This window comes from Paenibacillus sp. 2TAB26, assembly GCF_052115145.1.
In the GTDB taxonomy this organism is placed as follows: domain Bacteria; phylum Bacillota; class Bacilli; order Paenibacillales; family Paenibacillaceae; genus Pristimantibacillus.
Genome location: NZ_JBFRGC010000009.1, coordinates 317122 through 335931, shown reverse-complemented (window position 1 = coordinate 335931; position 18810 = coordinate 317122). Strand labels below are relative to the sequence as shown.

At 46.0% G+C, this 18810-nt stretch carries 20 protein-coding genes; 17 read left to right on the top strand and 3 right to left on the bottom strand.

Annotated elements, in window-relative coordinates:
- Positions 1 to 61: 61 nt before the first annotated feature.
- The gene (ylbJ, locus tag AB4Z50_RS12810) at positions 62 to 1072 is read right to left on the bottom strand and encodes a sporulation integral membrane protein YlbJ (RefSeq protein WP_441879322.1); all 1011 of its coding nucleotides are present in this window, start codon (positions 1070 to 1072) and stop codon (positions 62 to 64) included.
- A 497-nt stretch (positions 1073 to 1569) separates the two neighbouring features.
- Here ylbJ and AB4Z50_RS12805 point away from each other — a divergent pair, with 497 nt between their 5' ends.
- Together AB4Z50_RS12805 and AB4Z50_RS12800 are read left to right on the top strand one after the other, a co-directional pair.
- Positions 1570 to 1959, top strand: coding sequence for a globin domain-containing protein (locus tag AB4Z50_RS12805; RefSeq protein ID WP_076271024.1), 390 nt, complete (start codon positions 1570 to 1572; stop codon positions 1957 to 1959).
- A 4-nt stretch (positions 1960 to 1963) separates the two neighbouring features.
- Positions 1964 to 2704 carry a DUF2225 domain-containing protein gene (locus tag AB4Z50_RS12800; RefSeq protein ID WP_441879319.1) on the top strand — a complete coding sequence of 247 codons (741 nt, stop codon included), beginning with the start codon at positions 1964 to 1966 and terminating at the stop codon, positions 2702 to 2704.
- Here the strand turns inward: AB4Z50_RS12800 and AB4Z50_RS12795 are convergent.
- On the bottom strand, positions 2701 to 2943 hold the full coding sequence (locus AB4Z50_RS12795) for a hypothetical protein (protein WP_441879317.1): 243 nt from the start codon (positions 2941 to 2943) through the stop codon (positions 2701 to 2703). The genes AB4Z50_RS12800 and AB4Z50_RS12795 overlap by 4 nt on opposite strands.
- On the bottom strand, positions 2940 to 3104 hold the full coding sequence (locus AB4Z50_RS12790; RefSeq protein ID WP_076271027.1) for a YycC family protein: 165 nt from the start codon (positions 3102 to 3104) through the stop codon (positions 2940 to 2942). Before AB4Z50_RS12790 ends, AB4Z50_RS12795 begins: the two co-directional genes overlap by 4 nt.
- 112 nt (positions 3105 to 3216) lie before the next feature.
- On the opposite strand from AB4Z50_RS12790, the gene AB4Z50_RS12785 reads away from it, so the two are divergent.
- The 15 genes from AB4Z50_RS12785 to AB4Z50_RS12715 all read left to right on the top strand — a co-directional run bounded on the left by AB4Z50_RS12785 (position 3217) and on the right by AB4Z50_RS12715 (position 18804).
- Positions 3217 to 5001, top strand: coding sequence for a M3 family oligoendopeptidase (locus AB4Z50_RS12785; protein WP_441879315.1), 1785 nt, complete (start codon positions 3217 to 3219; stop codon positions 4999 to 5001).
- Between the two features lie 225 nt (positions 5002 to 5226).
- Positions 5227 to 6111 (top strand): NAD(P)-dependent oxidoreductase, encoded by an 885-nt coding sequence (locus tag AB4Z50_RS12780; RefSeq protein WP_441879313.1) that lies wholly within the window; start codon positions 5227 to 5229, stop codon positions 6109 to 6111.
- Between the two features lie 125 nt (positions 6112 to 6236).
- Positions 6237 to 6872, top strand: a complete 636-nt coding sequence (locus tag AB4Z50_RS12775) for a CBS domain-containing protein (RefSeq protein ID WP_339207504.1) — start codon at positions 6237 to 6239, stop codon at positions 6870 to 6872.
- Positions 6869 to 7669 carry a pyruvate, water dikinase regulatory protein gene (locus AB4Z50_RS12770; RefSeq protein WP_076271031.1) on the top strand — a complete coding sequence of 267 codons (801 nt, stop codon included), beginning with the start codon at positions 6869 to 6871 and terminating at the stop codon, positions 7667 to 7669. Before AB4Z50_RS12775 ends, AB4Z50_RS12770 begins: the two co-directional genes overlap by 4 nt.
- A 35-nt stretch (positions 7670 to 7704) precedes the next feature.
- Complete coding sequence (ndk, locus tag AB4Z50_RS12765) at positions 7705 to 8103, top strand: nucleoside-diphosphate kinase (RefSeq protein ID WP_076271032.1); 399 nt, start codon at positions 7705 to 7707, stop codon at positions 8101 to 8103.
- Between the two features lie 181 nt (positions 8104 to 8284).
- Positions 8285 to 9460, top strand: coding sequence for a hypothetical protein (locus tag AB4Z50_RS12760; RefSeq protein WP_441879310.1), 1176 nt, complete (start codon positions 8285 to 8287; stop codon positions 9458 to 9460).
- Positions 9450 to 10685 carry a CpaF family protein gene (locus AB4Z50_RS12755; protein ID WP_441879437.1) on the top strand — a complete coding sequence of 412 codons (1236 nt, stop codon included), beginning with the start codon at positions 9450 to 9452 and terminating at the stop codon, positions 10683 to 10685. Before AB4Z50_RS12760 ends, AB4Z50_RS12755 begins: the two co-directional genes overlap by 11 nt.
- Complete coding sequence (locus tag AB4Z50_RS12750; RefSeq protein WP_441879308.1) at positions 10682 to 11554, top strand: type II secretion system F family protein; 873 nt, start codon at positions 10682 to 10684, stop codon at positions 11552 to 11554. Before AB4Z50_RS12755 ends, AB4Z50_RS12750 begins: the two co-directional genes overlap by 4 nt.
- 18 nt (positions 11555 to 11572) lie before the next feature.
- Positions 11573 to 12457: a type II secretion system F family protein gene (locus AB4Z50_RS12745; RefSeq protein WP_441879306.1), complete on the top strand. Its 885-nt coding sequence runs from the start codon at positions 11573 to 11575 to the stop codon at positions 12455 to 12457.
- A gap of 25 nt (positions 12458 to 12482) precedes the next feature.
- A complete protein-coding gene (locus tag AB4Z50_RS12740; protein WP_441879304.1) occupies positions 12483 to 12668 on the top strand; it encodes a Flp1 family type IVb pilin in 186 nt (61 codons plus the stop codon).
- A 12-nt stretch (positions 12669 to 12680) separates the two neighbouring features.
- Entirely contained in the window at positions 12681 to 13406 is a 726-nt protein-coding gene (locus AB4Z50_RS12735) for a TadE/TadG family type IV pilus assembly protein (protein WP_441879302.1), read from the top strand.
- A 51-nt stretch (positions 13407 to 13457) separates the two neighbouring features.
- A complete protein-coding gene (locus tag AB4Z50_RS12730) occupies positions 13458 to 15722 on the top strand; it encodes a hypothetical protein (RefSeq protein ID WP_441879300.1) in 2265 nt (754 codons plus the stop codon).
- Positions 15688 to 16659, top strand: a complete 972-nt coding sequence (locus AB4Z50_RS12725; protein WP_441879298.1) for a TadE/TadG family type IV pilus assembly protein — start codon at positions 15688 to 15690, stop codon at positions 16657 to 16659. Before AB4Z50_RS12730 ends, AB4Z50_RS12725 begins: the two co-directional genes overlap by 35 nt.
- A 33-nt stretch (positions 16660 to 16692) precedes the next feature.
- Entirely contained in the window at positions 16693 to 17205 is a 513-nt protein-coding gene (locus AB4Z50_RS12720; protein WP_441879296.1) for an A24 family peptidase, read from the top strand.
- A 30-nt stretch (positions 17206 to 17235) separates the two neighbouring features.
- Positions 17236 to 18804 (top strand): DUF6382 domain-containing protein, encoded by a 1569-nt coding sequence (locus AB4Z50_RS12715; RefSeq protein ID WP_441879294.1) that lies wholly within the window; start codon positions 17236 to 17238, stop codon positions 18802 to 18804.
- Positions 18805 to 18810: the final 6 nt, after the last annotated feature.

The window sequence follows — 18810 nt, the reverse complement described above, 5'->3', positions numbered from 1 at the left end:
GATCTCCATAGTACTTAAGATGATAAAGGAAATTGTGTTTAAATTCAATGAGCGGCTCTAATCATGGCCCAAGCCACCCCCATAACAAGTAAACGAGAGTCATTGCAATTAATCCATGAATCATTCTAGCTATAAAAAAAGGACGATAGCGCAAATCTGTTTTGCTGAGCAGGCTTGCTACTTGGGCATGGACTGATAAGCCGCCCCAAGAGAGCACCCAAGCAGCGATTGCAGCTTGATGCATGAGTCCAGTACCCGCTGTACCTGCCGAACGAGAGCCTAATGTGACCTCGAACAATCCGAATATCCCAGCGTCTGCAAGCGGCTTAGGCAGGCCGATTAAACCAAACAAAAATCGCAGAGCTTCAGCCATCGCCTCAATGATGCCTGCATGCGTCAGCATCTCCATTACGACGGAGAAAAAAACGACGAGTCCGCCAACGACGATCATTAGCCGCAGCGCCGATTGAATTGAATCCTGCAGCAGCCGTCCTAGTCCGCGCCCATCCAGCAATCGAGCCTCATGCATCGCCTTGAGTGCTTCGGAGATGCGAGAGGGCCGTCGTTTTCTGAACCCCTCCCTTGCAATCGCCGTTTTTTTGGTTCCAGATGAAGGGGCATGTCTATCGTGAAAGCGCATGAGAAAACCGATAAGAAGACCGCCTCCGTAGTGCGCAGCAGCGAGTATAGGAGCAATCGCTACATTTTGGAAGAAACCAACGGACACGGCGCCAATTAGGAAAATAGGATCAGAAGTAGTCGTAAAGGCAACAAGCCGCTCACCTTCTGCTCGGTTGACGAGCCGCTGCTCAAAGAGCTGTGATGTTAGCTTTGCGCCTACCGGATAACCGGAAATGTAACCCATCGTCACGACAAAACCTCCGATGCCGGGAAGCCGAAATATAGGTCTCATGAGCGGATCAAGCAGCTTACCGAAAAAATGTACAATACCGAAGCCGAGCAGCAATTCCGATATGACGAAGAAAGGGAACAACGCTGGAAAAAGCACCTCCCACCAAATAGAAAGCCCACGGAGCGAGGAGTGAAGGGTTTCTGTAGGAAAGACAGTCATTAAAAGCACGATTATAATTGCGCCAAGCGCGGTTATAGATAAGGGATGAATAATCGTTCGCAGCAGATAGACCGCCTCCTCAAATAATTAGAAGGGGAGCCGAGCAGATGCCATAAGATGCTGTACAACCCCTCCTAAACGTATATGTAGGAATAAGGATATCCATCACTGGATATGCTTTAAAAATAAATAAGTTTGACAAAGAAAACGCTTGCAAAACGCTGGATTCCTGTTTTTTTTATGGTACAATGGAATTACCTTTGAAACGGTTGGAGTGATGGGTATGAGTATAATCGCTGGCATCTTGGTCTGTGCTTTCGTCTATGTCATTCGAGAATCTCTTACAGCACCAGGGGAAGAGGACTATGAAGGTTGATGGGTAATACGCACTATATGATGAGCCCCGGATAAGCATCCCGCGGGCTTTTTTTTGTTAAGTCCGTACTTTTATTTGTGATATAATACTAAATACCTACACAATGGAGATGAATTTGACGATGAATAGGAATATAAGCCTTTATGAGGCTTTAGGTGGATCTGAGACTTTAAGGCTGATTGTTAACTCTTTTTATCCTAAGGTACAAGCCCATCCGTTAATTGGGCCTTTGTTCCCGCAAGATATTGATCCTGTTATAGAAAAACAATACTTATTTTTGACGCAATTTTTTGGCGGGCCTTCTTTATATTCTGATGAATATGGACATCCAATGATGAGAGCAAGACATATGCATTTTCCAATAACCCCTGAACATGCTGGCGCATGGCTTGACTGCATGCAAAGAGCATTGCAAGAGGTAGGCATAAATGACGAGCTGCAAGAGATCGTTATCAACAGACTATCCGGACCTGCACACCACTTTGTAAACACATCTGAAGAGGAGACGTGATTGTATGGAACCGCTCTACCTATCCAAAATCATATGCATTTGCTGTGAAAAGACTTTTATGACTTCGCGCGTTAGACCAAGCTTCAAAAGAGCAGCTAGAATGGACTCTGACTTTTGCGGATATTATAAAACGGACGTAAACCCTGATTATTATGTTGTACGGGTTTGTCCTAATTGCGGCTTTGCCTCAACTGAGAACGGGATGGAGCGGTTGAATGATCGGCAAAAAAAGAAATATCATGATGAAATCGGAATGCATTGGAACAATCAAGATTATGGCGGGGAGCGCGATCTGAAGAAGGCGATGGCCAGCTACAAGCTAGCGCTTTTATCAGCCCAAGCCATTGACGAGAAGGATCGCGTGCTTGCTGGTATATTGCATCACATTGCTTGGCTGTATCGTTATGAAGACAATCAGAAAGACGAGAAACGGTTTCTTACGTTTGCACTTCAAGCCTATATTCGTGTATATGAGGCAGAGGGTGTTGCGCTTAACAATGCGAAGTTAATGTTTTTAATAGGGGAGCTGAATCGTCGTATCGGAGAATTAAACGATGCTGTACGTTGGTTTTCCCGCGTGGTGAATGATAAAAAAATCGTGGATGCTGCAATGATTCGTGCGAGCCGCGAACAGTGGCAGCTTATACGCGAGGAGATGGAAGCCAGATCGAAACATGCATCCGGCAACACTTCTCCTGACGAGGGCTCAGATTTATTGAAGCAGTCGGTCTCTTCTTCCGCTTAGCGGAGCGCCTTTTTTAGAACACGGTTTGTCAGCAAATAATCGCGATCTGCATCAACAATAGTCACTTTATTATGGCAGCAAGGGAAAACGAGCAATCGTTTCGTACCGTCTTGTATGTCTTGGAGCTCTTCTGGTTTTATTGGAAGCAGCACGTTTTCTGCATGGCAGAAGGGACAGCTCGATACATAAAGGTCGCCCATAATAATGTCATAAGGCCATGCTTTTTCGAACGGAATCATGATTTGTTTTCGCTCTCAGGTGCAGCGTTAGGCTTAGCAAGCTCGGCGAGCTTTTGCAATAATATATGGCGCGGCATATGCATTAAGTGCTCTATTGGGACGCCAAGCTGCTCGGAAAGCTTAACAGCTGTATCAGCAGAAATCTGCAACGGTTTAGACATGGTGTAATTCCTCCAATCTGGATATAATTAAGTTATACACTGCCGAGAAGGTTTGCGCAAATAAAAACGCGGCCGCATCTTGGCTTTTTTTATGGAAGAGAGGATGAGAGCAATGAATACGGGATATCCGCAAAGTTGGGATTTAGAAGTTTTTTATGAGGGTGGCTCAAGCTCAGCAGCGTTCTTGCAGGAGCTGAAGGGCATGGATGAGGACATTGAGAAGCTTGATGCAGCACTTTTAACGGAAGCAAGCATTGGAGCTTCTGAAATTGCGGTGATGACGGAGCTGCTGCAAAGCATCATCATTAGGCTGCGTGAAACAGAGTCGTTTGTTTCATGCTTGTTGGCTCAGAATATGCGAGACACAGCCGCGAACTCACAAAGCGATCGCGTAAAGACGCTTGCTGCGAAGTTTCTAGGGGTGCTAACCCGCTTTGACAACGTACTGCGAGGTCTTGATGATAGTGAATGGGAAAAACTGCTGACGCACCCACAGCTCGCTGAGGTAGCGTTTAGCTTGACTGAACGCCGCGAGCTTGCAAAGCAGAAAATGGCTCCTGAGCTGGAAGCGCTGGCTGGAGATTTAGCGGTAGACGGTTACCATGGCTGGGGCGATTATTACAACGTCATAGTATCCAGAGCGAAATTTAACGATGTAGGAAAAGACGGGGAGAAAAAAGTTTTATCCGCTGGTCAAATGCATAACCGCTTATCCGATGGAGACCGCGATGTTCGGAAGGCTGCATTCACAGAGTGGGAGCGGGAATGGGCAGAGCAGGCGGATTTATGTGCAGAGACGTTAAACCGAATTTCAGGCTTTCGTTTAAAGCTGTACGACAAGCGCGGCTGGGATTCGGTGCTGCAGGAGCCGCTGCAAATGAACCGGATGAGCGAAGCTACACTGCAAGCGATGTGGTCTGCAATCCAAGAAAGCAAACAGGTACTCGTTCGTTATTTAGATCGTAAAGCGAAGCTGCTCGGTGTAGAGAAGCTGGACTGGCATGATGTAGAAGCGCCAATTGGAGCTGCGACAAAAACAATTCCTTATGACGAAGCGGCAGCTTTTATAATCGAGCAGTTCAAGACGTTTAGTCCCGATCTGGCGGAATTCTCGGAGCTTGCCTTCAAAGATGGCTGGATTGAGGCTGAGGATCGTCCAGGGAAGCGTCCAGGCGGCTTCTGCACCGCTTTTCCAAAGAGCGGTCAAACTCGTGTATTTATGACGTATTCAGGTACGGCTTCGAATATTTCGACGCTTGCGCATGAGCTGGGTCATGCTTACCATCAGCATGTCATGAACGATCTGCCAGCGTTGTCGCAAGAATATGCGATGAATGTTGCTGAGACCGCTTCGACATTTGCGGAGCTGATCGTTTCGGATCAAGCACTTAAAACAGCAACGGAGGACGAGGAGAAGCTTGGATTGCTTGAAGATAAAATTCAGCGGTCTGTTGCATTTTTTATGAACATTCATGCTCGCTTTTTATTCGAGACTCGTTTCTATGCGCGTCGCAGCGAAGGTTTAGTATCCGTTGAAGAGCTTAATGCCTTAATGGAAGATGCGCAGCGGGAAGCTTATTGCGATACGCTAGGTGAGGTGCATCCTCATTTCTGGGCATCGAAGCTGCATTTTTACTTAACGGATGTTCCTTTCTACAACTTCCCTTATACATTTGGCTATCTATTCAGCGCGGGTATTTATGCAAGGGCACTGAAGGAAGGTTCAGATTTCAAAGACAAGTATGTTGCATTGCTTCGTGACACTGGCCGCATGACCGTAGAGCAGCTTGCTAAAGAGCATCTTGGCGTAAATGTGGAAGAGATGGACTTCTGGCGCGAGGCGGTTGCATTGACAGCTGTTGATGTAGATCAGTTCATCGAAATGACAAACGAGTAAAGCGCTTCTTCAGAAGTGCTGTAATAGCAATGGCAGTAGCCGTAGGCATGGGAAACCATTGGTCTACGGCTTTTTTTATATGGAATTGGGATGGATAGTATTCTAGCTACTGCAAAAACTTCTGCAAAACAGGAGTGCATTTCTTTGATTTGTGGGAAGCGAGGCAGATTATATTATAATAAGATTATGTTCGATTATTGAGAAACACAGAGAGGCGGAATTGAATTGAAAGAGCAAGCAAACAAAAAAGTTGTCGGATTTATTGGAACGGGTATTATGGGCGCAAGCATGGCGGGCCATTTGCTTGATCACGGATATGAAGTGAATGTGTTCAACCGAACGAAATCAAGAGCAGACCTCTTGGTATCAAAGGGGGCTGTTTGGCAGGATTCGCCGAAGTTGGTTGCGGAGCAATCAGATATTATTATTACGATGCTAGGTTATCCGGCCGACGTGGAAGAGGTTTATTTTGGAGCTGATGGTTTATTGCAAAATGCTAGGTCCAATGCGGTGCTTATTGATATGACTACCTCAAGTCCTGCTCTTGCCAAACGCATTGAGGCAGAGGCTGGCAACAGAGGACTTATGGCGCTGGATGCCCCAGTTTCTGGCGGCGATGTAGGTGCGAGGGAGGCTAGACTGTCAATCATGGTTGGAGGCTCGGAGCAAGCCTATAATGCGATATTGCCATTGTTTATGCTCATAGGTAAAAACATCGTTCATCAAGGTGAGGCAGGAGCGGGTCAATTCACTAAGATGTGTAATCAAATCGCGATTGCATCCAATATGATTGGCGTGAGCGAAGCTCTTGCCTATGCCAAAAAAGCGGGGCTCGAACCTAGCAAAGTATTGAAAAGCATTGAAGCCGGCGCTGCGGGAAGCTGGTCCTTGTCCAATCTAGGACCTCGCATTATCAACGGAGATTTTGCTCCGGGCTTTTACGTAAAACATTTTGTGAAAGATATTAAAATCGCCATCGAGTCAGCTGATGAGATGGGTCTTCCTTTGCCAGGACTAGCGTTAGCTCGTTCTTTATATGAGCAACTTATTTCACTTGGTGAAGAAAATAGCGGTACACAAGCGTTATATAAAGTTATTTTTAACGAGTAGGACGACCATATATTGTACATTAATTATTAATATGATATATTATTTTTGAATAATAGTACTATATAATACAAGTATGACTCATATAGAGGACGGGGGAGAGTACGATTCAATTATCTTCGCGGCAATTGGAGCTTCTTGAGCTTGTGAAGAGGCATGCGCCGATTACCGGTGAGCAGTTGGCAGAATCTCTAGGTGTCAGCAGGCCCACACTGCGCTCGGACTTATCACTTCTCGTCATGCTTGGATTGCTTGATGCGAAGCCCAAAGTTGGTTATTTTCTAGGCAACACCTATCGCTCGAGCAGCGAGCCTTTGCAGCAATTGAACAATATGAAGGTGAGAGAAGTACAAGGTGTTCCCGTTAATGTTCCGGACTCATTGTCCGTGCATGACGCTGTTATTACGTTATTTACTGAAAATGCAGATACTCTTCTAATTGTTAATGAGCAGAAACGTTTTGTTGGAATCGTAACACCGAAGGATTTGCTGAAAATAACGCTTGGCAACGCTGGTGCTGCATCTATTCCTATCAGTATGGTGATGACCCGTTATCCTAATATTGTGACGCTAATGCCCGACGAATCTGTGATGGAAGCGATTCGCAAAATGTCGCTTCATCAAGTAGATTGTTTACCAGTTATCGTTCCGCGCGAGGATCAGGTGACTGATCCAGAGGTTACTGGCTGGGTATCGAAGTCGAACATTATACGTCTTATGGCGGACATCGCGATGGATGGGAAATTGGGGGAGCCAGAGTTATGAAACAGCAGATCATTTATGTATGCTCCGATGCTGTTGGTGAAACGGCGGAAGCAGTTGCAAAGGCGACTTTACGTCAATTCTCCTCAGAACAAGTGAAAATAAAGCGTTACGGCCATATTAAATCCGAGGATGAAATTATTCGTATCGTGGCTGAGGCAGCTAGTACTGGCGGTTTTATAAGCTACACGCTCGTCCAGCCGGAGCTTCGGGAGCAAATGAAGGAAGAGGCTTTTAGAGCTGGAGTTAGAGCCGTTGATGTCATGGGACCGATGATGCAAGCATACGTTGATACGTTTGGGAGTTTCCCGAAACGTGAGCCGGGGCTGCTGCACTCCATTGACGATGCTTACCATCGCCGAATGGATGCTATTGAGTTCGCTGTGAAATATGATGACGGCAAGGATGCTCGAGGTTTTGTACAAGCGCAGGTCGTCCTGATTGGCGTATCTCGAACGTCGAAGACGCCGCTGAGCATCTTTTTGTCCCATAAAGGAATTAAGACGGCTAACCTGCCGTTAATGCCCGAGGTCAATCCTCCCGAAGAATTGAAGCCTGCACCTGGCAGGCTCATTATAGGTTTAACGATGCAAGCTGAGCATCTTCTGGAGATCCGCTCTGAACGGCTTAAGACGCTGGGACTTCCGGCATCTGCGCAGTATGCGACAACCGAGCGCATTCAAGAAGAGCTTGATTATGCAGAGTCCGTCATGAAATCATTGAATTGTCCTGTTATAGATGTTACAAATCGTGCTATTGAAGAGACTGCAGGTATTATTACTGAATGGCTTAATAAATAAATGGCTATACCGATAGAGACAAAGGGGGATTCAACATGGATAAAACGTTTGTAATGGTAAAGCCAGATGGTTACGCGCGTGGTTTAGTAGGTCGTATTGTTGCTCGATTTGAAGAGAAGGGCTTTAAACTAGTAGATGCAAGGGTAATGCGCCTTTCAAGAGAGCAAGCCGAGACACATTATGAGCATTTGCGCTCAAAGGTGTTTTTTGACGAGTTGGTCGATTTTATCGTTTCGGGGCCTGTATTTGCTATGATATGGGAAGGCAAAGACGCTATTAAAAACGCAAGGAGTCTTATTGGCGCAACGAATCCATCTGAAGCCCTTGCAGGTACAATCCGTGGAGATTTTGCAATCGATGTAGCTAGCAATATTATTCATGGATCTGACTCTATCGAAAGCGCAGAGCGCGAGATCAAAAACTTTTTCCAATAGTCAACGGAATTGTAAGTTAAAGAAATAAGAAAAACAGCAGAAAATTCCTTAGTTGACGAATGGAATATGGGTATGGTAAATTTTAAACAAAGTTAATGATCAAACACGGAAGCACCGTATAAGGACGCAGATATCTGCGCCTTCTACGGTGCTTTTTTTGTGTTTTCTAAGCGGAAGGAAGGTGAAAGGGCTGAACAAATATCAACTTGCTGTGGCGGTAAGGGAGCCGGAATACTTGAAGCGGCTGGCTGATTATATGCAAGGCAGCAAGCTTGGCGAGCAATGGCAGATTATCGCGTTCACGCACGCAGATTCTTGGAAGCTCTATGTGAAGCAAGGCTACAAGATTGACTTATTGGCTGCTCAGCCTGAGCTGCTTGCAGAAATGGATGCAGAGCAAGCGGGTATTCCTGTAATTGCTCTAGTGCTACAGCTGGGAGAGAGCAAGGAGAAGCATGAGCTTTTGCAATATCAACCCATTCCCCAGCTGCTGAAGCGTTTTTCGGAGATTCATTCCCAAGCGATAGGACATGCTGCCTCTTCGTCAGGCGCTTACGAGAGGCCGTCTGGCATGAATATTATATCTGTTTATTCGGCGTCGGGGGGAGTGGGGAAGACGGCTTTGGCGCTTCATTTGGTACATGCTGCAAGTGTGCATCAATGTCGTACCTTTTATCTGAACCTTGAGCGGTGGAACTCTTCTGAAGCTTGGCTGCGCAACCAGCAATATACAGATGGCCTCAGTGAAGGAGAGGTGAAAGAAGAGGGTTTGTCAGAACTGCTTTATGGACTCAAGGCACAGCCGGAGCAGTCGGTCAATTGGCTTATGGAGCATCGAAAACGGGATTCGCAACTTAACGGTGATTATTTAGCCCCTTGCACCAATTTGGAAGATCGATTGACGCTTAATGAGGAAGATGCGGCAGGAATAGTGAGTACGATTGCTCGAAGCGGGCAGTATGATCTCATTGTCATTGATTTGGAGAGCGGTCTGGATGAGCTGCACCTTGCTATTTTTGAACGATCAAATCATGTGCTTTGGGTTGCAAGCGATAATCCGTCTGTGAGGGATAAACAAAAAATGGCCCTGCGTTATGGAGCGCAAAAGTGGAGTGATCGCTTTAGCTCTTTGTCCAATAAATTCAAATGCGTAAAGAACCATATGGTTAATCCGAAGCATACCGTCCATAACGAGATTGATGGCATGGCATGCGCCAAGGTGGGGCTGCCGGAAATTCCAGAATGGCGAGGAGCAAGCCATGTTGCTCTGCTGTCATCGCCGTTATATCGAGCAGCTGCAGATCAATTATTCAAGCAGCTTTATTTGGAAGGAGGCGGATCGATTGCTGAGCGATGAAACGGTGCTTGAGCTGCGCAACAAGGTACGAGCCAAAATTGATTTTAGCGGATCACTGTCAGATGAAAGCCTGATGAGAATAGCAGAAGAGATCGTCTTCGAATGGTGCGATCTTCATCCTCTTACCGCAACCGAGAAAGTGAAGCTTGTACGGAGGCTGTTCCATTCGTTTAGAGGTCTTGATATTTTGCAGCCGCTAATGGAGGATGCCTCCATTAGTGAAATTATGATCAATCATCATGCAGAAATATTTGTGGAGCGAAGAGGGAGAATGACACTTTTGCCGGTTTCTTTCGAAAGTAGAGAGCGGCTCGAGGATCTAATCCAGACCGTTGTTGCGAGTGTGAATCGTGTCGTTAACGAGTCTACGCCGATTGTTGACGCCCGTCTGAAAGATGGCTCTAGGGTGCATGTCGTATTGCCGCCGGTTGCGCTCAAAGGACCATGCATGACCATTCGGAAGTTTCCTGATCAGCCTCTCACGATGGAGGAGCTAGTAGCATTCCACTCGCTCTCGCAGGAAGCGGCATCGTTTTTGAAAGAGCTTGTCGGGGCTCAATACAATATGTTTATAAGCGGCGGAACAGGAACAGGCAAAACAACTTTTTTAAATGCATTGTCGCAGTTTATCCAGCCGGATGAGCGGATTGTTACGATCGAGGATTCTGCTGAGCTGCAAATTCGCTCCATTCCTAACCTAGTAGCGATGGAAACGCGCAATGCGAATACAGAGGGGAAAGGGGAGATTACGATTCGCGACCTCATCCGTGCCTCGCTTCGGATGCGTCCTAATCGCATTATCGTCGGTGAGGTGCGGGGAGGAGAGGCTCTTGATATGCTGCAGGCATTAAATACCGGCCACGCCGGAAGCATGTCAACGGGCCATAGTAATGGCGCGAAGGATATGATGGCAAGGCTGGAGTCGATGGTGCTAAGTGCAGCAGAATTGCCAGTGATCGTTATTCGCCAGCAAATCGCCTCAGCCATCGATATTGTTATCCATCTATCAAGATTCCGTGATCGCACCCGCAAAGTGACGGAGATATGCGAGGTCATTGGCGTTGAAGATGGAGAAATATTGCTTAATCCACTGTTTATTTTTGAGGAGGAGGGAGAGCGGAATGGCAGAGTGCTTGGCGGGCTAAAACGTACAGCGAATCCGGTAATGAGAATGGACAAATTGACGCTTGCTGGGAAAAGAACGGTCGAAGGAGTGGCGATATGAACAATTCAAGCGGCGTGAATAAAAGCAGCAGCCTTCATCGTCAACATGGGGGACGGATAGAGAGAATGCTCTTATGGTGCGGCTGGGAAAGCGATGCGACGCTAGCGAATCTTCGAGCTGGCCGAACCCTTACCAATTATGAACAATACCCACTTAATCGAAACCAGTTTATCACTACGTCCTTAATCGCAGCTGTGATTTTCTATGGTGCTGTCTTTTTATTTTATCATTCTGTGTTCCTTTCATTTACAGCGGCAAGCTTCGGTATACTCGCTCCTAGAATTAGACGAAAATTTCTTCTGGAACAGCGCAAGGAGAGACTGAAGCTGCAATTTAAAGAAGCTTTATTTTCACTGACCTCCTCGCTTGCAGCAGGGCGCTCTCTTGAAAATGCATTTTTATCTACTCACGATGATTTGAAGCTAATTTACCCTGATGCTCGAACGGAGTTGCTGCTGGAGTTTCAAATCATTCGCTTTCGTCTAGATAACGGCGAGCCGTTAGAATACGCGCTGCGCAACTTTGCTAATCGTGCAGGAATTGATGAGATTACTCAGTTCGTCGATGCACTAGCTGCTTGCAAGCGCTCTGGAGGAGATTTGCTTGAGGTGATGAAACAAACCTCGATCATTATTGGAGAGAAACTTGAAATTGAGCAGGAAATTGCAGTTATGGTTGCTCAAAAAAAATTCGAAGGTCGAATTATGATGGCGGTGCCTTTTGTTTTTTTAGCGTTTTTAAGCCTAGCTGCACCCGACTATATGGCTCCTTTATATGGAGGAATCGGATATTTGCTATTGACGGGAGCGCTGCTGCTTTTGCTTCTCTGCTTTTGGTTGATGGCAAAGATGATGAGTATCCGAATGTAGGATGAAAGGGGACAAAGCATGCTCGCGGCAATTGCACCGGTTACTTTAACGGTGATTTGGGTGTACTTGGCAGGAAAAGGAGCATTGTATGCCATATGGCGTCAGCTAATGGGTAGAAAACAAACGAATGACCAAACGCGGCAGCAGCTAATGCAGCTAAGTTTGATTGACCCTTTTATGCGTGTGCTAGAACGGTTCAAGCTTTTTGATACGCTGCATCTGCCTATGGGCAGCTACCATATGAAGCTCCTCTTATTGAAGGATAGCAGCTGGTCAATCGAGCGGACAAAAGGTGAAGCAACTGCTGCTCTAGGTACGGGATATGCTGCTTTAACAGGTTGTGCTTGGATGAGTTTACTTGGACAGGAGCCTACACTGTTAGTCATGGGGGTAGTGTTCGGCATCGTGCTAACGATACGCCCTTTCGTAGATGCAAGGCGGCAAGTTGAGGAACGAAAGCAGCAAATCATTATAGAGCTCCCCGTTATGCTCAGCAAGTTAATGCTGCTGGTCGGTGCCGGTGAGACAGTACAGCAAGCGCTAGCAAGATGCTTGGAGGGAAAGGAGGCTACCCAGCATCCTCTCTACAAGGAATGGGGAGAGACGGTATCTATGCTTCGCAACGGTCAATCGTTCAGTACGGTAATGGAGCGGTTTAATAGAAGATGTGCGGTGCAGGAGGTTTCGATCTTTACAACGGTGCTCTTATTGAATTATCGCCGCGGTGGAGAGCATTTTATTCTTGCATTGCGAGAGCTCTCTTACACTTTATGGGAGAAGCGCAAGGCAATCGCTAGATCGCGCGGGGAGCAAGCCTCCTCAAAGCTTGTATTTCCGCTTGTAGGTATTTTGTTAGTACTCATGATTTTGGTAGCTGCACCCGCAGTACTGCTCATGTCTTAACTTAAATTAGGGAGGAAGATGAAGGATGAGAAAAATAAGCCAATCGCTACGTTCATTTTGGAAAGAGGAGGATGGTTTAGGGACGCTTGAAATTATTTTGATTATTGCGGTTGTCATCATTATTGCACTGTTGTTTAAAGACTGGATTATTGAGCTGATTGAGCGCTTGATGGGCAAAGCAGATGACGAGGCGGACAAAATTTTCAGTTAGCGGGTGAGGCTTTTGAACAGATTGCGAATAAATGCAGGGCTGCTTCGCTTGCTTAAGAAGGAGCAAGGCAGCTTTACGCTGGAGTCTACGATCGTATTTCCAATGCTGTTCGGGCTTATATTGTTGTTTATTTTATTTGGAATGTACATGTACGAGAAGGTCATTGTCTATTATGCAGCGTCTTCAACAGCAGAGCGTGCGGCTTTCAGCTGGGATAACAGTAATCGAGATGCAAGAAGTGGCATGCTCAATGAGCCAAGTTATGATGGTTTATATTGGCGTATTGGCGAGGATGGCGTGCTCAGCAGCTTGTTTGGACTGAGAGGAGAAAATGATGCAGCGAAAGTCGTGCTCCCACTTGCAGAGACGGGTGATGGAGAAAAGAATGCTTTAGCTATTCGGAAAATAGAGCAGTCTGCTAGATGGTTGGGACAAGCAGGCCTAACATACGAAGGAGAAATCAGCTATTCAAGCAGCATTCTGAGAAGAGTGATCAAAGTCAAACTGAAGGAGCCTTTATCGGCTGAATCCATTGAGAAAAGCTGGTTGAAGCGTGAACCCAAAAGTGTAGCCTCTTCCACGGTTGTTGATCCAACTGAGTTTATTCGGAGTGTTGATCTCGTACGCTATTATTCATCAAGGTTTGCAAATCGGGCTGGAGGAGCGGGGCAAGCAAAGTCTCAGGCTGGTCAAGTGCTGGATACTTATAAAGGTAAGGGGAAGGCGACAAAGCCATAATGTAGCGGAACAGATAAGGCTTGAAAGGTTCCGATGGAGGTGCAGGCAGCAGTGAGCATAAAAAAAGATTTGAAGCATCGTTATCGGCAGTTTGTTTGCAAGCTTTTCTTTCGAGAAAATGGGGCAGTGACCGTGTTTTCGGTTATTGTTTTATCCTCGCTGCTTTTGTTTTTCTCTTTGCTTATTGATTATGCCCGAATTGCGGCTCTGCATAAGTTAGCAGAGGATGCTGTAAGGTCAAGCGTAAGATCTGTACTCTCTGCTTATGATGCTGTTCTATATGAGCGATATGGTTTATTCGGCCGTGGTGGTACAGACGGTCAAATCATATTCGAGGAAATGATGACGGCGAATACAGAAACAGCAGATGACTCGGGTCGATCAGGGATGAAGCTGGTTCGCGCTAAGTCAGATGCTGCCGCACTGCACGCAGCGACGTTTCTAGGCAGCCATAATGTATTCTCAAGACAGGTGCTCGAAGAAATGAAGTATAAGGCGCCAGTAGATTTTACATTGGATCTCGCAGCAAGGTTTGTACCTATGGCAGGTGCAATGAAGGAGGCATCGATTGCAATAAGTTTGCTGGAGAGTATGCGGAAGCTTTATGAGAAACGGGAAATTCATCTAGCGAATGTACTTCAATTGCAAAAGCAGATGGCTTCGACGATAAGTGGAAGCAGTATTTCTATGTTAATTCCTGTCCAGCCAGATGTAGTAGCAATAGAGGGGAATTCTGCTCTGAGCATTGCGGGGGAATACAGCTCATATGCAGCCAAAGTTATATATAATCAATCGTTAACTGCCGGGCAGAAAATAATGTATACAGCTGAAATAGAAGCATACGAGGAGAAAGTGAGAGCTTTTGCTATGGAGCTGCGCAAAGTGAGTGATGAAATACATAGACAGCATGTGAAGCTTCAGGGAGAAGCAATACAGGAGCTGGAAGCTGCAAGGGCATTAAATGACGATATGCTGAGAATTGTTCAACAAGCTAATCAACAGCCTCAGCATAGTGGATATGATACGGTGTCCAAGCATAAGGCAACGAATACTGAACAGCATCAGGTTCCCGCTGATGCTGCTTCCGACATTGAGCAGGTAAGGAAAGCTGCGGATGAGCTTGTAAAGACGGATGGATGGTTCACGGAGTACCGTCAGGAGGTGGAGGCGCAGGGCTCGTCTGCTGCTTCAATCGATATGGAAGCGGGGGCTTATCAGTCCAGCAGCCTTGCCTCTATAGTTAAGCCGGTTAAGAGCATAACTGCTGATACGTTGCTTGAAAGCGTCACAAGCCTCCGTCTTGCTTATGGGGCATATGAACAGAAATATATTCGACCTGCTAGTATCATCGTTGATCGACAGAAAGCACTCGATCAGGGTCAGATATCAAAACAGCTTAAACAGCAAAAGGAGCAAGCCGGTTCTCTCTGGAATCAGGCACGCAGCTTGCTGCATGGACTGACAAGTATCCCGCAAATGGAAGAACATCAAAAGGTGTTCGAACAGGTACAGCTTCGTTATAACGATAACCTATTATTCAATGAGCAGACTGATGAAGCAACAGAGATTGTCGACATGGAGAAGGCTAGTGATGCGCATATGGCAGCTGAACAGTCTAATACGCTTATGGGTGGATTGTTCTCAGGTATGGCCGGGATGCTGGAGAAAACGAGAGATTCATTATACTTTGGTGAATACGTTATTCAACGCTTCACTTCTTTTGCTCCTCAGCATTTACGTTCAATGATGACTGGAGGAGATATATCAGAGTTGTCACATGCCATTTCATTTCATAATCAGGAAGCGGAATATGTTATTTATGGCTTCAACAACCCAGTAGGGAATATAGCTGCTGCATATGGTGAATTATTTGCGGCTCGACTGGCTGTGAGAACGATGGAGGGGCTGCTTGAAAGCAAATCATTAGGCCATCCATTGCTTATCTTATTAGCTGCGCTTATTTATGGATTAGAGAAATCGATCGAGGATATGCTTGCTTTCTCTGAACGAGGAACTGCTCCACTTTCCAAATACATAAAAGTAGAGCTTTCATATACGGATTATTTACGTCTTTTTATACTGATGCATGGTGCCGATGATGGGGCAAGTCTGGCCCGGATGATTGCAGCCATCGAACTAAACAGTGGGACGATTCTCTCTGCAGTCCCGAGCGGAGTGACAGGAGAAGCAGCCGTTTCGATGGAGCTTTGGTTCATACCCGGATTAATTCGAACGCTGGGAGCAGTCGGACTTCTGGAAGGAAAGGTTGTAGGCAACCGTTATGAGACGACACAAACGATGGGCTGGTCTTATTAAATGTCGACGCCTTAAGCAGGAACAAGGTTCGATAGTCGTAGAAGCTGCATTAGTTATGCCTATGGTTATAGTTGTGCTGCTAGTCTTCGTCATGCTCATTCGTTTATGTGCGGTACAGTTGGCACTGCATTCTGCTGCTTCTCAGACCGTAAGGCAAATAGCGGCACATATATATCCAGTAGAACTTGCCTGGCAGCAGGCATCAGCCGTCGTTCCGCTGCCTTCCAAAGGAAATATTCCTTTGTCTTCATGGAGTGAGATTGCCGCAGAAGCGGCTGAATGGCTGCCTTCACCCGCAGGAGCTTTGGTTTCATCTACATTGCGAGGAGATTTTCGTCCGATTCAAAATATGGCCGCTACTGAAATAGGCAGATCTGTTATTCAGCCGTTAATAAGTGAACATACTGATGCAGCCATTATTGATCCCCAGAAGATAAGGCTGAGCTGGTTATCGCTTCCGGATCTAAATAAGGAGCATGAGCCATATTTAGCTATCGAGGTGGAATATGACTTTCCATTAAAGCTGCCTTTTTACGGTAAACCGATTGTCCTTAAAGAGCAAGCCTCCGAACGTGTTTGGATAAGTGACGCCGCACCAGCAAGATATGGTGAAAACAAAAATGATCAAGAAAACATTCCGATACAAATCGTTTCTATTGAGCCAAATCCGCTCCGACCTGGCAAGAAAGCTGCCGTTACAGTGAAAACGCTGCCGGGTGCTGCGATTTCTTTGGGTGTTACTTATAAAAGCGGCTCAAGCAAAGCGAAACATCTTGGTGAAGCAGTTGCCGATGCAGATGGCTATATCAAATGGACATGGCATGTATCCGGAAATACAACTCCTGGCACATGGGAGCTTAAAGCTTCAAAGGTGAATAAGGAAAACAATCAAGTGTCGATGCATTTTGTCGTTGAGAAGAGCAGCGATAGAAAGTAAGGAAAGACTTAGCCGCCTTGGAGGGGAGTCGCCATGGAGTTTATTGTAACAGCTGTTGTTGCAGTGTTTTTAATGATCGCTCTCTATACGGATTTAAAGGCTCAAATTATACCGAATTGGCTGACTGTGACTTTTTTCTCCGCTGCATTTATTTATCATACTGGTATCAGCGGTTTGGAAGGAGCTGCAATTGCAGCAGTTGGCGCCTTAACCGGATTTATTCCTTTGCTGCTGCTTCATCTTGCCCGAGGAATAGGTGCTGGCGACGTAAAGCTGTTTGGCGCATTGGGAGCTTGGGTGGGAGTATGGTTGGTGCTGCAGATGATGTTTTATGCCATCTTATATGCTGGTGCAATTGGCGTGTTTCTTGTCATTGTAAATCGTGCATTCGGGAAAAGAATGGCTGCTGATGTAACGGCATTTGTTGTGCCAGTGGCAGGGGATAGGAAGCTTCAGTGGCTGCAATGGGCGGAATCAGGTAAAAAGTTTCCGTTTATGTTGGCGGTTGCACCCGCTGCTGTTACGGTATGGTCCATTTTCAGCTAAGTTTTCATGTTACAAGGGGGAATTTGAGAAATGAAAAGCTTTCGGATTGATTTTGCTATGAATCAGTCGCATGAGATGATTATTGATCGAGAGAGCGGCTTGTATAGAAGCGAGCTTGATGAAATTGAGCTTCATATGCTTCATAGCGAGCGAATTCCCTATCTGCTGCCTATTGATTGGTTCGAGCTGGATAGCAAGGTTACATTCCGATACAAGCTTTCAGGAATGAGAATGCTTTTGCACAGACTGCAGCAACAGCAGCTCTCGATGGAGCAATACTACATGCTAATATTAGGCGTTGCGGATGCGTTATTCGAATGTAGGCATTATATGCTGCGGCCAGAGGGCTGTCTGCTTGATGAACAATATATTTTTATTGGAGAAAAGCTTCATGATATACGGCTTGCTTATATTCCAATAATGGAGGGGACTGCTGAACAAACAAAAGGAGCGGGCGATCTCTTGGCGTTAATTGTACGTTTCACCTCTTATGTAGACCGCATTGATGGGGAAGGATTAAAGCGTGTGCTTCAGCATTTCGGCAAGAGATGGCCTCTTGAAGAGCTGCGGGCGACGCTGTTGGAATTGATAGGGGAAGCTTTATCTTCATCGAACCAGCGATACGAGGCAATAGAGAAGCCGGAGATGCAGCAAGCAGCAAAACCTGCTCCAACGCAAAAAAATCCACTATTAGATTGGCAGCAGCGATCTGAGTTGACGAATAGCGATGAAAAAGGGCGGGTTCAAATACCAAACCCTTCATTGCGTTCATACTCCGCCCCTATAATGGAGGAGTTTAAGGATCATGAATTATTTTCAAAACATTATGCTGACCCTTTGGATAGGGAAGCGGATGAGCCGGAAACAAAGAAAAAATGGATCGGAACAGCAATTATTGTCGTAGCACTTGCATGTGTTTGGCGATTTGTTTATTTTGAAGCTGTTGGTAGGCAGAGCTTACTGATCAGCTCGGGCATTTCCTTGCTGTTATTAGCAGCCGTTATGCTAGTTTGGAAAAAGAAAACAAATGACGAAGCAGACTACGACGAATCGAAAAAAATGATAGAAGAGGCATCGTTCCACTCTGGACTATTTCCAGGGCTTAGTCGTGCTCATGCAAATGATGATTCTGTCGAGGCGCCAGCTATTAAACCGCCAGAGGATCAGAGCGAATTATTCGAGTCTCAGTCGGCGGCCTCGCTGCATGTTGTTGCAGCAAATCCCGTTTCTCATATAGCAGAACCAACAGTATTGCTAGGAAATAATCAGTCATTGGGGGGGTTAGGTGAATCGTCAGTATGGCTCCAAAGGAGATGGAAGAGTCAGGAGAACAGGATAGAATTACAAGAAGGAAGCTTTAAAATTGGGCGTTCGGGAGAGCAGGTGAGTTATGCAGAGGGGGCAAGCGGTATATCGCGGCTTCATTTGGAAATTGAAATCTTAGAGGGTGAATATAAAGCGAAAGACTTAGGTTCCCGGAATGGGAGCCTGCTAAATGGACAAATGATGATCCCTTATAAAAGCTATAAGCTATCGATAGGAGATGTCATCCATCTTGCAGGCGAGCAAGGACCAGCGTATGTGCTGAAATCGGAATAAGAAATG